The sequence below is a fragment of the Sphingomonas sp. ID0503 genome (genome assembly GCF_048565625.1).
Lineage (GTDB): Bacteria > Pseudomonadota > Alphaproteobacteria > Sphingomonadales > Sphingomonadaceae > JBLZUR01.
In genome coordinates this window covers 735,657-749,675 of sequence record NZ_JBLZUR010000002.1, presented here as the reverse complement: position 1 = coordinate 749,675, position 14,019 = coordinate 735,657, and the positions used below count along the sequence as shown (strand labels likewise).

14 protein-coding genes are annotated in these 14,019 nt (G+C 67.8%); 5 read left to right on the top strand and 9 right to left on the bottom strand.

Annotation, left to right across the window (positions count from 1 at the left end; genetic code table 11):
- Nucleotides 1-88: 88 nt before the first annotated feature.
- The 3 genes from ACM608_RS04625 to ACM608_RS04615 are packed head-to-tail and all read right to left on the bottom strand — an operon-like array spanning nt 89 to nt 3,417.
- Nucleotides 89-1,063, bottom strand: coding sequence for an NAD(P)H-dependent flavin oxidoreductase (locus ACM608_RS04625; protein WP_419682091.1), 975 nt, complete (start codon nt 1,061-1,063; stop codon nt 89-91).
- A 24-nt stretch (nt 1,064-1,087) separates the two neighbouring features.
- Nucleotides 1,088-1,900, bottom strand: a complete 813-nt coding sequence (locus tag ACM608_RS04620; RefSeq protein ID WP_419682090.1) for an HpcH/HpaI aldolase/citrate lyase family protein — start codon at nt 1,898-1,900, stop codon at nt 1,088-1,090.
- A 23-nt stretch (nt 1,901-1,923) separates the two neighbouring features.
- Nucleotides 1,924-3,417 (bottom strand): aldehyde dehydrogenase, encoded by a 1,494-nt coding sequence (locus ACM608_RS04615; RefSeq protein WP_419682089.1) that lies wholly within the window; start codon nt 3,415-3,417, stop codon nt 1,924-1,926.
- A gap of 119 nt (nt 3,418-3,536) precedes the next feature.
- On the opposite strand from ACM608_RS04615, the gene ACM608_RS04610 reads away from it, so the two are divergent.
- Both ACM608_RS04610 and ACM608_RS04605 read left to right on the top strand, forming a co-directional pair.
- Nucleotides 3,537-4,280, top strand: a complete 744-nt coding sequence (locus ACM608_RS04610; protein WP_419682088.1) for an SDR family NAD(P)-dependent oxidoreductase — start codon at nt 3,537-3,539, stop codon at nt 4,278-4,280.
- Nucleotides 4,277-5,134, top strand: coding sequence for an SDR family NAD(P)-dependent oxidoreductase (locus ACM608_RS04605; RefSeq protein ID WP_419682087.1), 858 nt, complete (start codon nt 4,277-4,279; stop codon nt 5,132-5,134). The genes ACM608_RS04610 and ACM608_RS04605 overlap by 4 nt, the downstream gene beginning before the upstream one ends.
- Before the next feature lie 13 nt (nt 5,135-5,147).
- Here the strand turns inward: ACM608_RS04605 and ACM608_RS04600 are convergent, their stop codons facing one another.
- Genes ACM608_RS04600 through ACM608_RS04575 form a run of 6 tightly spaced genes read right to left on the bottom strand, consistent with a single transcriptional unit; the run spans nt 5,148 to nt 11,724 of the window.
- Nucleotides 5,148-6,074 carry an NAD(P)H-dependent flavin oxidoreductase gene (locus ACM608_RS04600; protein WP_419682086.1) on the bottom strand — a complete coding sequence of 309 codons (927 nt, stop codon included), beginning with the start codon at nt 6,072-6,074 and terminating at the stop codon, nt 5,148-5,150.
- On the bottom strand, nt 6,071-7,264 hold the full coding sequence (locus ACM608_RS04595) for an aromatic ring-hydroxylating oxygenase subunit alpha (RefSeq protein WP_419682085.1): 1,194 nt from the start codon (nt 7,262-7,264) through the stop codon (nt 6,071-6,073). Before ACM608_RS04595 ends, ACM608_RS04600 begins: the two co-directional genes overlap by 4 nt.
- Nucleotides 7,264-8,382 (bottom strand): acyl-CoA dehydrogenase family protein, encoded by a 1,119-nt coding sequence (locus tag ACM608_RS04590; RefSeq protein ID WP_419682084.1) that lies wholly within the window; start codon nt 8,380-8,382, stop codon nt 7,264-7,266. The genes ACM608_RS04595 and ACM608_RS04590 overlap by 1 nt, the downstream gene beginning before the upstream one ends.
- Nucleotides 8,382-9,347 (bottom strand): acyl-CoA dehydrogenase family protein, encoded by a 966-nt coding sequence (locus tag ACM608_RS04585; protein ID WP_419682083.1) that lies wholly within the window; start codon nt 9,345-9,347, stop codon nt 8,382-8,384. Before ACM608_RS04585 ends, ACM608_RS04590 begins: the two co-directional genes overlap by 1 nt.
- A gap of 1 nt (nt 9,348) precedes the next feature.
- Nucleotides 9,349-10,491 (bottom strand): acyl-CoA dehydrogenase family protein, encoded by a 1,143-nt coding sequence (locus ACM608_RS04580; protein WP_419682082.1) that lies wholly within the window; start codon nt 10,489-10,491, stop codon nt 9,349-9,351.
- Between the two features lie 21 nt (nt 10,492-10,512).
- Nucleotides 10,513-11,724: an acyl-CoA dehydrogenase family protein gene (locus ACM608_RS04575; RefSeq protein ID WP_419682081.1), complete on the bottom strand. Its 1,212-nt coding sequence runs from the start codon at nt 11,722-11,724 to the stop codon at nt 10,513-10,515.
- A 256-nt stretch (nt 11,725-11,980) separates the two neighbouring features.
- On the opposite strand from ACM608_RS04575, the gene ACM608_RS04570 reads away from it, so the two are divergent.
- The 3 genes from ACM608_RS04570 to ACM608_RS04560 are packed head-to-tail and all read left to right on the top strand — an operon-like array spanning nt 11,981 to nt 14,002.
- Nucleotides 11,981-12,466 carry a nuclear transport factor 2 family protein gene (locus ACM608_RS04570; RefSeq protein WP_419682080.1) on the top strand — a complete coding sequence of 162 codons (486 nt, stop codon included), beginning with the start codon at nt 11,981-11,983 and terminating at the stop codon, nt 12,464-12,466.
- 10 nt (nt 12,467-12,476) lie between these two features.
- Complete coding sequence (locus tag ACM608_RS04565; RefSeq protein ID WP_419682079.1) at nt 12,477-13,256, top strand: SDR family oxidoreductase; 780 nt, start codon at nt 12,477-12,479, stop codon at nt 13,254-13,256.
- Nucleotides 13,256-14,002, top strand: coding sequence for an SDR family NAD(P)-dependent oxidoreductase (locus ACM608_RS04560; protein WP_419682078.1), 747 nt, complete (start codon nt 13,256-13,258; stop codon nt 14,000-14,002). Before ACM608_RS04565 ends, ACM608_RS04560 begins: the two co-directional genes overlap by 1 nt.
- Nucleotides 14,003-14,019 lie beyond the last annotated feature (17 nt).

Genomic DNA, 14,019 nt, shown 5'->3' with positions numbered 1-14,019 from the left:
TGGAAGGACATCGCCGCCCTCCCCCTCCGTCGCCTAACGGCGCCACCTCCCCCTGGCGGGGAGGATCGTTGATGCTGTTGTGAGACGTTCAGCCGATCAGCTTCGCGAGACGTCCTGAGATGATCGCCTCCGCCTCGGCAACGATGCGCGTGATCAGTACCTCGCAGGTGGGCACGTCGCGGATCAGGCCTTGAACGAGGCCGCCCCAGACGAGTCCCTCCTCCAGCGCCCCGTTCTCCAGAGCATGACGGCCGTCGGCGCCACGCACCAGATGCGCGACATCCTCGAACTTCGCCCCCGGACGGTTGGCGATCTCCACTACCGCGTCCGAACGCTCCGTCTTCAGCACCCGCGCGGTGTTGCGGAACGGGCGGAAGATCAGGTTGGTCGCGCGCTCGTCATTGGCCACCATGGCGTCCTTCACCGCCTGATGGATCGGCGCCTCGACGGTCGCGCAGAAGCGCGTGCCCATCGTGATCCCTTCCGCGCCGAGCGCCAGCGCCGCCGCGAGGCCACGTCCGTCGCCGAAGCCCCCGCTGGCGATCAGCGGCACCGTCACCTTGTCTGCCGCGGCCGGGATCAGGACCAGGCCGGGGATATCCTCCTCCCCCGGATGGCCGGCGCATTCGAAGCCGTCGATCGAGATCGCATCGACCCCCATCCGCTCGGCCGAGAGCGCGTGGCGGACGGCGGTGCATTTGTGGATGACGGTGATGCCGTGCGCCTTGAACGCGTCGACATGCTCCTGCGGCTTGAAGCCGGCCGTCTCGACGATCTTCACGCCCTCGTCGATGATCGCCTGCCGGTACTCGGCATAAGGCGGCGGGCTCATCGTCGGCAGGATCGTCAGATTCACGCCGAACGGCCGGTCGGTCATGGTGCGGCAGCGGGCGATCTCGCGGCGAAGATCGTCGGGAGTCGCCTGCGTCAGGGCGGTCAGGATGCCGAGGCCACCGGCGTTCGACACCGCCGCCGCAAGTTCGGCGCGTCCGACCCACTGCATCCCGCCCTGGATGATCGGATGCCGGATACCCAGCAGCTCGGTGACGCGTGTCCGCAGCATGGTCGTGAAGCCTTCTGAGCTGTTTCAGACGAAGCGGGCTGCTTCGGCCAGGATGTCACGCGCGGTGGCGACGTGCATGTTCTCGATCATACGTCCCCGGAACCGCTCGGCCCCGTCGCGGGCGGCAGCGACCAGCGCCTCTGCATCCTCGACCTCCTCGGCGGTCGGCCCGAACACGCGGTTGGCGGTCTCCACCTGATTGGGGTGGATCAGGGTCTTGCCGTCGAAACCGTGAGCCTTGCCCTCCAGGCACTCGGCCTCAAGCCCGGCGGCATCCTCCAACCCGTTGAACACGCCGTCCAGCGCCAGCACGCCTGCGGCCCGCGCCGCCAGCACGATCATCTGAAGCGACAGGTGCAGGCCCGGCCGATTGCCCGCAGGAGGCAGGCGCAGTTCCTTGGCGAGGTCGTTGCCGCCAGCGATCAGCCCGATCACACCCTCCGCGGCCGCGATCTCGCGCGCGGCGAACACACCCTTCGGCGTCTCGATCATCGCGAAGATCGGCTTGCCGAGCGCCGCCGCAACCCTTGCGGCAGTCGCCGCATCATCGACCTTGGGGACGACGACGGCCGGCGCGGCGCTTCCCGCCACGGCGGTCACGTCGGCGTCATGATGCGAGCTGTCGGCCGCGTTGACGCGGATGATGGCGTTCGGAAAGTCCGGCCCGACCGCCGCCACCGCCGCGTCCCGCGCACTGGTCTTATCGATGGCGGGCACCGAGTCCTCAAGGTCGAGGATCACCAGCGACACGGGCAAGGTCCTCGCCTTGGCGAGCGCACGCGCGTTGGAGGCAGGCAGGTACAATGCGGCGCGCAGCCGCCCTTCGACGATCGGCATGACTTCTCCCGTGCGGCCTGCGCTCAGACCTCGACGGGAGGCAGATGGCCGGGCCGGCCGCCCAGCAATATCGTCTTGGTTTCGAGATAGGGATAGAGCCCTTCCACCCCGCCCTCGCGCCCCACGCCGGACTGCTTGAAGCCACCGAAGGCGATCATGAAGTCGACGTGATGGCCGTTATGCCCGACGGTGCCGGTGCGGATCTGGCGCGCGACCGAATAGGCGCGATCGACGTCGTTGGTGAACACCGCGCCGTTCAAGCCGAACTGGGAGTCGTTGGCGATGCGCACGGCATCGGCCTCGTCGGCGGCGGGGATGACCGACAGGACGGGGCCGAACACCTCCTCCTGCGCAATCGCCGCATTGTTGTCGACGCCGGCGAAGACGGTCGGCTCCACGAAGAACCCACGATTGAGATGCGCGGGGCGACCGCCGCCGCCGGCGACGCGATAGCCGTCCGCCTTGGCACGATCGATATAACCCTGCACACGATCCCGCTGCTTCCGCGTCGCGACCGGACCCATCTGTGTCGCCGGGTCGAAGGGATCACCGACGACGACCTTGGAGAAAGCGGCGCCGATCGCATCGGCCACGGCATCGGCGCGATGGCGCGGCACGACGACGCGGGTCAGCGCGGCGCAGACCTGTCCGGTCATGTCGCAGGCGCGGGCCGCGATTTCGTTCGCGGCGGTCTCGACATCATAGTCGTCGAGGATGATCGCCGCCGACTTGCCGCCCAGCTCCAGCGTGTAGCGGGCCATCCGCTCGCCCAGGATCGAGGCGATGTGGCGGCCGGTCGCCGAGGAGCCGGTGAAGCTGATCTTGTCGATGCCGGGATTGCGGACCAGCGCCTCGGACGCGTCGCGATCGGCGATGACGACGTTGATGACGCCCTTCGGCAGGCCGACCTTCTCGGCCACCTCGGCCATCAGCAGCGCATGGCCTGGCGCCTCCGGCGATCCCTTGATCACCACGGTGCAGCCGGCGATGAGCGCCGGCGCCACCTTGAACGCGGTGATCATGATCGGCCCGTTCCAGGGGATGATCGCGCCGACCACGCCAACCGGCTCCCGCACCAGCAGGCCGAGCTTCGCGCCGGAGACGGTCTTGTGCTCCTCCTCGAAGGCGAAGGTATCCGCCATCTTGGCGTAGTAGCGGAAGAAGTGTCCGGCGGCGGGCGTGACGCTGCTCGCGACCGAATGGAGGATACCCATCTCGTTGGGCCAGATCTGCGCGGCATCCGCCGCCCGCGCCGTCAGCTCCTCGGCCAGGCGGTTCATGTAGTCGGCGCGTTCCTTGTGACTCATGCGCGGCCAGGGGCCGTTGTCGAAGGCGTCGCGGGCGGCGGCGACGGCGCGATCCACGTCCGACGCCTGGGCGCTGGCCACCTGGACGAACAGCTCCTCGGTCGCGGGCGAGATCACGTCGATCAGTGCGTCGGAGGAGGGATCGACCCACTCACCGCCGATGAAGATGCGCTTCGGATCCTTGAGCGGTGCCTGGAAACTGGTCGCCACGGGCCTCTCCCTTGGTTGATCAAACGAACGTAACAAGTTCGATTATCGCCCTTGCGTTCTATTATCGCCATCATTAGCCATCGGCCTATCATTGGCAAGGGCCAAGCGAGGAGAGGCATATGGCACAGGCGAAATCGGCGATCGTTACCGGCGGCGCAAGCGGCATCGGCAAGGCCTGTGTCGAGGGACTCGCGGCGCAAGGCTGGGCGATCACCATCGCCGACCGCAACGAGGAAGGTGAGGCGATCGCCGCCGCGATCCGCGACGCGGGCGGCCAGGCGCAGTTCGTCACCGTCGACGTCTCCGAAGAGGCGAGCGTCCGCGCGATGGTGGAGGCCGCGACCGGTGCCTACGGCCAGCTTCACGGCGCGATCAACTGCGCGGGCATCGCCGGCTGCTCCAAGCCGATCCACGAGATTGCCGTCGAGGAATGGGACCGCGTCCACCGCATCAACCTGCGTGGGATGTTCTTCTGCCTGAAGTACCAGATCGCGGCGATGTGGCCGTATAGTGAGGGTTCAGTGATCGCCGTCTCCTCCGCCGCCGCCGTGAAGGGCCTGCCGTGGAGTTCCGACTATTGCGGATCCAAGGCGGGTGTGGACGGCATGGTGCGCGGTGCCGCCATGGACTGCGCCGAACAGAACATCCGCGTGAACGCCATCCTGCCGGGCGCGACCGTCACGCCGCTGGCGATGAACTCCAGCAACGCCAACCCGGCGCTCGCCAAGACGCGCACCCGCCCGATGGGCCGCATGGCGGATCCGTCGGAAATCGCGTCGGCGGCCATCTGGCTGCTGTCGGACGGCGCCACCTTCACCACCGGCATCTCGATGCCGGTCGACGGCGGGATGGTGATCGCGTGACCGAGGCGCCGTCGATCCGGCTCGACGGCAAGGTCGCCGTCGTGACCGGCGGGGGCGCAGGGATCGGCCGCGCGATCGTGGAGGCCTATGCGGCGCTCGGCGCGCGCACCGCCACGATCGAGATCGATCCGGCGCGCGCCGCCGATCTCCGCGAGGTGCTCGGGCCGGAACATGTCGTGGTCGAGGGCGACGTCCGCTCGGCTGAAACCATCGCCCGCGCCTTCACGGAGGTCGAACGCCGGTTCGGCGCGCTCGACGTCCTCGTCAACAATGTCGGCGACAGCCTGCGCCTGCGCGGATCTTTCGCGGACCGCAGCGAAGAGGATTGGGACGCGCTCTACGCGATCAACCTCAAGCACATCTTCGCCTGCACCAAGGCCGCCCTCCCCCTGATCCGCGCCGGCGGCCGAGGCGGCAGCATCATCAACCTGTCCACGATCGAGGCTTATCGCGGGGCGCCCCCGGCGGCGATCTATGCCGCGTTCAAGGCGGCCATCACTGGCTTCACCCGGAGCATCGCGCTTGAGCTGGGGCCGGAGAACATCCGCGTGAACATCATCGCGCCCGAGACCACGGAGACCGCCCAGGTGCCGGTGTCGCAGATGATCGCGCCCGAGCACCGCGATCATATCGAACGCTGGATCCCGATGGGCCGCTTCGGCGAGGCGCGGGACGCGGCCGGATGCGCGGTGTTCCTGGCGAGCGATCTGTCCGCCTGGGTGACGGGCACCACGATCCATGTCGACGGTGGTGCACTCGCGGCGGCCGGCTTCTACCGCACGCCCACCGGCGAATGGACCAACTTCCCCGTCGTCAGCGATGTCGGGATCGGCTGGCGGCCGGCCTCAACCTGACGGGTGCAGCCGGTCAGAGCGGCCTGAGGCTCTCCAGGGCAGCCCGATGCTCCGCCTCCAGACGCTCGACCAATTCGGCAACGGGCGGCAGGTCGGTGATCCCGCCGACGCCGTGTCCGCCGCTCCAGATGTCGCGCCAGGCCTTCAGGCCCCCGGGCAGGTTCGGCTTGAACACGCCCAGACGCTCCGGCAACGCGTCGGGATCGAGGCCGGCGCGGGCGATCGAGCCGCGCAGGAACGTGGCGGACAGGCCGGAGACGCGATCGGTGGTGATCACGTCGGCCAGCGTCTCGCTGACCAAGAGCGCCTTGTAATCCTCCGGCGCCAGCGACTCCTGCGTGGCGGCGAAGCGGGTGCCCATGTAGACGAGGTCCGCGCCGAGCGCCTGCGCCGCCGCCACCCCGCGCCCGTCGCTGATCGCACCGCCCAGGATCACGCCGCCGTTCCAGAACGCGCGCACCTGCGACACGAAGGCGAAGGGGTTCGCGGTTCCGGTATGTCCGCCCGCACCGGCGGTCAGCAGGATCAGCCCATCCACCCCCGCCTCGATCGCCTTCCCCGCATGGCGGATCGTCGCGACGTCGTGGAAGACGACGCCACCATAGGCGTGGACCCGCGCCGCCACTTCGGCGGGCTGGCCGACGCTGGTGATCACCACCGGCGGCTTCTTCGCCTCGATCAGCGCCAGATCGTCGGCAAAGCGCGGCGACCCCGCCGCCTGCACGATGAGGTTCACCGCATAGGGAGAACCGCCGAGCGCACCCTCGATCCGCTCGATCCAGCCCTTCAGTTCCTCGGTGCTGCGCGCATTGATCGCGGGGAAGGCGCCCAGCACCCCCGCCTGCCCCGCCGCGATCACGAGGTCGGGGCCGGAAACCAGGAACATCGGCGCGGCCACCACCGGCAGCCGCAACTGCCCCTTCAGCCGGTCAAGGCTCACGCGGACTTGGCGCGTTCGAGACACTCGGTGACGGCATCCTGGAACATGCGGATCTGCACCTCCATGCCGCCCAGCTGCACCTCCTTCAACGTGCCGGAGGACAGCCCCTCCTGGCACATGGCGGCCGCCCAATAGTCCTCTTCGCCGAACACCTGCGTCATCAGGTCCATCGATTTCTGCAGGCGGATCTCAGCGCGCTCGGTCTCCGGTTTCTTCGGAGCAAGCAGGTAATAGTCGACCGCGCATTTATCGACTGCGATCGGCCGGACCACGCCAAGGCTCGTGTAATGCGGGCTGACAACGATGATCCCGTTCGGGAAGCCGATATACGAGAACACCATGATCCAGCGCAGCTCGTCGTGGCGATCGGTGATCAGCTTCCGCTCGAAATTGCTGCGGTGGGCGGCGTTGCGGATATGGGGGCCGACGCGGTCGATCTGGTTCTCGGAATCGACCGAAAACTGCGCCAGCGAGTCCTTGTGCAGCCGCGTGACGTGATAGCTGTCGAGCATCGAATCCATCACCAGCTTCCAGTTCGCATCGACCGGGAAGGTGGCGTAGTGCGAGAGGTAGCTGGTGCCGAGGCCGAGCGCGTCGAAGTCCTCCGCCAGCTCGCCGTCAACCGTCGAGAAGTCGTACTCCTTCTCAGGATCGAGGCCGACCCAGATCAGCCCGCCTGCCTCACGCGACGGCAGTTCGCGCAGGCCCAGTTCCGACTTGGCGAGACCGGGGAATATCTCGGCACGCGGCAGGCCGATCAGCTTGCCGTCGAGGTCGTAGGTCCAGGCGTGATAGGGGCATACGATCCGCGGCGCCTTCTCGGTCTTGGTCGAGGTGCAGAGCTTCATGCCGCGATGGCGACAGACATTGGCAAAGGCCTTGGCCACGCCGTCCTTGTTACGGGTAAGGAGCACCGGCATCCCGGCGATCGTCACCTGGTGGAAGCTCTTCGGCTCCGGCAGCAGCGCCGATGGGGCCGCGATCACCGGCACGCTCTTCCACACCGCCGCCAGCTCCGCCTCATAGCGCGCGGGATCGGTGTAGTTGGTGGCCGGCACGGTGTCGCGGACCTGCGGGAAGTGGCAGTCGGCCAGTTCCGGCATCTTTTCGAGCAGCCGGCGCTGGCCCGGCGTCACGGTGCCGCCGGCGTGCGGCGGATTGCTGACGATCTGGTCCATGGTCTCCTCCATCAAGCCCACTCCAGCATCGGCGCGGGACGATCGCCCTCCGCCGATTGCCGTTCAAAAGCGAAACGCGCCGCCCGCTCCTTATGCACGGTCGAGCTGCCGAACAGTTGCTGGCTGAGCTTCGCCCGCTTCAGGAACAGGTGGCACGGATGCTCCCAGGTGAAGCCGATCCCGCCGTGCAGCTGGATCGCATCGCCGCAGAACGCCGCATAGGTGTCGCAGGCATAGGCTTTCGCGGCGGATGCGGTCGCAGAGGCATCCTCGGCACCCGCTTCGCCCAGCGCCGCGGCATGGCGGGCGAGCGCGGTCATCGCCTCGATCTTCACCTTCCAGTCGGCGGCGCGGTGCTTCAGCGCCTGGAACGATCCGATCGGTCGCCCGAACTGCTCGCGCACGGTGAGATACTCGACGGTGCGGTCGAGCAGCGCCGCCGCCCCGCCGACCGCATCGACGGCAAGCCCCATCGCCGCATGGTTCACAAGCGCATCCCAGGCCTGCGCGTCGAGATGAAGAAGCGCGCCCGCCTCGACCGCCACTCCGGACAGCGTGACGTGGCCGACGCTGCGGGTCAGATCGACCACGGGGCGCGGCGTGACGGACACGCCATCGGCTGCGGGTTCGATAAGCGCGAGGGCCGTGCCGGCCGCACTGCGCACCGGAATGAGCAGAAGCGTCGCGACACCGGCGAAGGCGAGGTGGTCGACGGCACCGTCAATCCGGTTGCCCGGGCCGAGCACGGGCAGGCCCGCCTCGCCCGGCAGTGCGACCGCCGCCAGGCAATCGCCCGCCGCGATCCTCGGCAGCCAGCGCGCCTTCATGGTCTCGTCGCCATGCTCCGCGATCGCGGCGGCGGCGAGCATCGTCGGCAGCGCCGGCACGGACGCCAGTTGCCGGCCCAGTTCCTCGTAGAGCACGCCGAGATGCGTCAGGCCGAGGCCAAGGCCGCCATGCGCCTCCGGGATGGCGAGGCTCAGCCAGCCGAGGCCAGCCATCTCTTCCCAAAGCGCGCGATCGAGACCTCGCCCTTCCTCTTCCGGTATCTCGATGCTGTCGCCCGCGCGATCGGCGAGCACGCCACGGATCGCCTCGCGCAGTTCTTCGGTGTCGATCATCTCGCTCATCATGCCGTCGCCCGAACAGGAGCCTCGGCCAGCGCCGGAGCGGATTCGGCCCAGCGCGCCGCCGCGATGGCGAGGGCCGCATTGTGGAGCCCGCCCGCCTCCGCCTGAAGCGCGCGGATGCGATAGGTCCAGAAATGCAGCAGATGCTCGGTCGTCACGCCCATGCCGCCGTGGAACTGGTGAAGGTCGAACAGCAGTGCCTGGATGCCGAGCTGCGCATGGCAGGCGGCGATATCGGCGTCGATCGCTCGCTCGCTCCACGCCCCGCGCATCGCCAGATAATAGAGGCTCTTCGCCCAGCCGTGCCGCTGCACCAGACGGTGCTGCACCGACTGGAACGACCCGACCGGGCGGCCGAAAACATGACGCTGCTTCACATAGTCGATCGTGAAGTCGATGGATGCCCGCGCCGCGCCGGCGATCTCCGCCGCGATCCCGACGCGCCACCAGCGGCGCATCGCCGCGCCCGCGCCAGCGAAGCGCTTCCCGCCGGCAAGGTCCGGGCGCTCGGCGAAGCGGCCATAGGGGAAGGCGTAGACGCTCTCGACCGACTCGACCGCTGCCGCGTCCACCGGCAGCACGACGACATCATCTCCGCAATCGACCAGCAAGGTGCCGGCGATCGGCAAGTTGCGGATCGCCTTGTCCAGCCCCGCTACGGCGACCAACGCCACGGGCCCGGCGAACCGCTCCGACGGCAGCGTCAGCGGCGCGACGAGCCCGGCGCCGATCGTGTCGATCGCCGAAATGCCCTTCGCCACCTCAAACGTGACCAGCGCCGCCTCAAGGGGACCGATGTCCCGGCCTGCATCCAGGAACCCGCTCTCCGCCAGCAGCGACTGCAGCGCCGCGTCGTGCCAGGCGTAGCTGAACCGCTCGTCCTGCGGCAGCGCCTGATGATCGCCCATGATGTCCTGCAGCGCGGCGACGAGCGCCTGCTGGTCTTCGGTCAGGTGAAGGTCCATCTCAGCCCCGCGGCAGCCCGAACTCGCGCTGGGCGACGAGATCGAGCTGGATTTCGTTGGTGCCGCCGGTGATCCCCGCCGGCACGTTGATCCGGTAATAATCGTCGAGCAGGACGTCGCCGCCGGCGAGGCAATCGGGCACGAACTCCGCGATGAAGTTCATCATGTCCGACACCGCGTCGAGCGCCACCACGCGCGCCAGGTTGGCGTCGGTGCCGGGCGGCATCCCCTTCACCCGCTGGTCGACGACCAGATAGGTCAGCATCCGCGCCGCCTCGAACTTCGCGACCAACATGCCGGCGCGGGATCGGGCGATCGGATCGTCATCCCAGCGCCCTTCCCGCTTCAGCTGCGCGACCGCGAGGTCGAGCGCATCTAGACCGGTGTGATAACGCGCCACGCCGACCCGCTCGAAAGCGAGCGCATGGGTCACGATCTCCCAGGCCTGCCCCTCCGCGCCGACGCGGTTGGCGGCGGGCACATGCACGTCGGTGAAGAACACCTCGTTCAGATGGCCGGGCTTGATCAGGCCGGGGAAGCTGGTGACCGAGATACCGGGCGTGTCCATCGGCACCAGGAAGATCGACACGTCCTTGCGGCCCGATCCGGTGCGGGCGAGCAGGAAGCACCAGTCGGCGGTGCGCGCATAGCTGGTCCAGATCTTCGATCCGTTGACGACGTATTCGTCGCCCTGCCGTTCGGCGCGGGTCTTGAGCGCGGCGAGATCGGTGCCGGCGTTCGGCTCCGAAAAGCCCTGGCACCAGATCACCTTGCCGCTGGATATGCCCTTGAGGTGCTGGTCCTTCTGCTCGGCCGTGCCGTAGCGCATCAGCGTCGGGCCGATCCAGTTCACGTTCATGTACTGGGGGCCGCGCGGTTCGCCCGCGCCCTTCATCTCCTCGCCCAGGACGAAGTGGTCCCAGTCGGCGCTGTTGTTGCCACCATATTCGACCGGCCAGTGCGGCGTCAGCAGCCCACGCTCGGCAAGCCCCGCGCAGAACTCGCGCGAGAAGGCGACCTGCAGGTCGGACGCATAGCTTTCGGGGACGTACTTCTCGTCCCAATCATCGGGCAGGAGCTCGTCGAGCGCGGCCTTCACCCGCTCGCGATACCGTTCCTGTTCGGGGGCCCAGGCGAATTCCATTGGTGTCGACCGATCCTCTTCTTACGCGGCCTTGGCCTGCGGCTCGCGCGGCAGCTTCAGGCCCCGCTCGGCGATGATGTTGCGCTGGATCTCCGAACTGCCGCCCGAGATCGTCCAGGCCCAGGAATAGAGATAGTCCTGCATCCAATAACCGGTCTCGTTGGCGCCGCCCATCAGCACGGCCTGCAGATACTGCGCATCGATCCCGCCGATCGACACACCCAGTTCGGTGAAGTCGCGCAGCAGATCGCTGTAGTAGAGCTTGATGATCGACGGCTCGACGCCGACGGCCTCACCCTTCAGCACGCTGGTCAGCTGGTTATTCACCAGCAGGCGCAAGGCCTCGATCCGGCTATAGATGCCGACCAGCCCGCGGCGGATCTCATCGTCCTCATAGGGCACGCGCCCGCCGTCCTTCGGCGCCCGCGCATCGGCCAGCAGCAGCTTGAACCCCTGCCGCATCCGCTCGGCGAGTTCGAGGACGGAGAGGCCGCGCTCGGACGAAAGCGTCGATTGCGCCACCGCCCAGCCGCCGTTCTCCGGGCCGATCAGGTTCTCGGCCGGAATGACCACGTCGTCCAGGAACAGCTCGTTGAAATGCGACGCGCCCGTCATCTGCTTGATCGGGCGCAGCGTCACGCCCGGCGTCTGCAGGTCCAGGATGAAGTAGGAGATGCCCTTGGTCTTCGACGCCGCCGGATCGGTCCGCGCGAGGAGCAGGCAATAGCGCGCGTGATGGGCGTTGGACGACCAGGTCTTCTGTCCGTTCACGACATAATGGTCGCCCCGCTTCTCGGCCCGGGTGCGCAGGCTGGCGAGGTCGGAGCCGGCATTCGGTTCCGAAAAGCCCTGGCACCAGATCTCGTCGCCGCTCAGCACGGCCGGCAGATGGCGGCGGCGCTGCTCCTCCGTGCCCCAGTGCAGCAGCGTGCCGGGGACGTGGTGGAGTGCGATGAAGTAGAGGATCAGGCGCGGCGCACCCGCGCGCGCGATCTCCTCATAGAGAACGATCTGCTCGGCGAAGGAGAAGCCGCTACCGCCCCATTCCTTGGGCCAATGCGGCGCGCCGTAACCGCCCTCCATGAGTTTCTGGAACCACCATTTCTGGAAGGCGACATGGTCGTCTTCCTCGGCACCCAGCATCTTCTGTTGCCAGTCGGCGGGCAGGTTGGCGGCGAGCCAGGCGCGGACCTCCGCGCGGAATGGTTCGAGGCGTTCGAGTTCCTGCAGCATATCAGGCGCGACCCGGCTTCTGGCGGTGAACGGGCGACATCATGTCCCCGGCCCGGACTGCTGGTCCAGTTCCCCTCACGACCCCTCCACACGCGCACGGCGTTCGATTAACGCCCCGTTGTTCCATATAGAAACGATGGCCGCTTTGCCGGTGGCTGTCAACACGACAGGGGCCAATCGGACCGACTTTTGTGCGTTTATCGTCCGTTTGCGCTTTATCGCAACATCCGGTAGCTCTGCTGGTAAGGGAGAGGACATGGACATTCCGGAGCGGCTCGCCGCCATAGAGGACATCCGCGCGCTCAAGGCGCGCTACTTCCGCTCTGTGGACACCAAGGACTGGGACGGCCTCGACACCGTCTTTGCCGAGGACATCGTCTTCGACCGCACCTACGGCAACACGGTGCGAGACATCTGGACCGGCGAATGGACGCCGCCCCTGCCGCCCGAGCCCCTGCTGGTCCACGGGCGCGAGGCGGTGATCGCGATGGTCAGGCGCGCCGTCGCCGAGATCGCGACCATCCACCACGGCCACATGCCGGAATTCACCTTCGACGGTCATGACACTGCCCATGTCATCTGGGCGATGAGCGACGAACTGCGCGACCGAACCGGGCGGCTGATCCTTGCCGGGCGCGGCCATTACCACGACACCTGCCGTCGCACGGCGGAGGGCTGGCGCATCGTCGCCTCCCGCCTCACCCGCCTTGTCATCCAGCGCGGTGACGGCCAGCGACCTTGAGGAGAGAAGCATGGATATCGGAGTAAAGGGCCGCACCGCCATCATCTGCGGCGGCAGCAAGGGGATGAGCCGCGCCGCCGCCCGCCGTCTTTCGCTGGAAGGCGCGAACGTCGTCATCGTCGCCCGGACGCCTGCCACGCTGGAGGAGGCCGCCGAGGCGATCTCCGCCGAGAGCGGCGTTCCGGTCTCTCATTTCGCCACGGACCTGACGAAGGAAGAGGGCCGCGCCGCGCTCGTCGCAGCCCACCCCGCGCCCGACATCCTCGTCGCCAATGCCGGCGTGCCGCAACGGAACGTCCGATATCAGGACCTTACCCGCGCCGAATGGCTGCACTGGTTCGACGTCCACTTCTTCTCCGCGATCGACCTGATCCACGCCTATGCGCCGGGCATGTGCGACCGCCGCTTCGGCCGCATCGTCAACGTCTCCGCCAACTTCATCAAGTTCCCGCAGACCGGCGTCCCCTCGCACGCCGCCCGCCTCGCGCTCGCCGGCGCGATCGCCTCGCTGGTGCGGGAGGTGGCGCCCTATAACGTCACCATCAACAGCGTCCTGCCCGGCCTGATCAACACCGAGGCGCTGCAGGACGTGCTCAAGGGCCGCGCCGACGCGCGCGGTGTTCCTTACCAGACCGTCGAGGCCGAGGTCCGTGCCCGCACCGCCGCCGACCGCATTGCCGACCCGCAGGAGGCAGGCGACCTCATCGCCATGCTCTGCGCCGCTCAGATGGGCTATCTTACGGGTCAGAACATCATCAACGACGGCGGCTCGTTCCAGGGGCTGTTCTGATGCGCGAGGCGCTGGACTTCACCGGCAAGCAGGTCCTCGTCATCGGCGGATCGAGCGGGATCGGCAACGGCATCGCGCGGGCCTTTCGCGACTGCGGGGCCACCGTCCACGTCACCGGCACCCGCGCTGCGGCCTCCGACTATGGCCCGGACGATCTCAGCGACATGACCGGCCTCACCTATTCGACGCTCGACTTCCGGCAGGCCGATGCCCTCGCCGCGTGGCGGACTCCGTTCGACCGGCTCGACGTACTGGTCCTCTGCCAGGCCCTCGCCTTCTTCAAGGCCGAGGAGTTCGATCCCCTGACCTTTCGCAAGGTCGTGGACGTCAACCTCGCGACGATGTTCGACTGCGCCGAGCGGTTCAAGCCGATGCTCGCTGAGACAAGCGGCGCGATCGTGATGGTCAGCTCGCTCGCCGCCTATCGCACGATCCCCTACCAGCCGGCCTATACCGCGTCGAAGACCGCGCTCCTCGGCCTCGTCCGCGCTTTGTCGATGACCTACATCCGCGACGGCATCCGCGTGAACGGCATCGCCCCCGGCCTCGTGAAGACAAAAATGGGCCGCAACAGCCATCCGAGATATGACGAGCTGGTCGACAAGACCGTCCGCCGCATCCCGGTCAAGCGCCCGGCGGAGCTTGCGGAAATGGCCGGCCCAGTCCTGTACCTCGCCTCGCCGCTCGCCAGCTACGTGATCGGCCAGACGCTCGTCATCGACGGCGGCATGAGCCTGACGTCCTGACAGATCCTTCCCTCGCC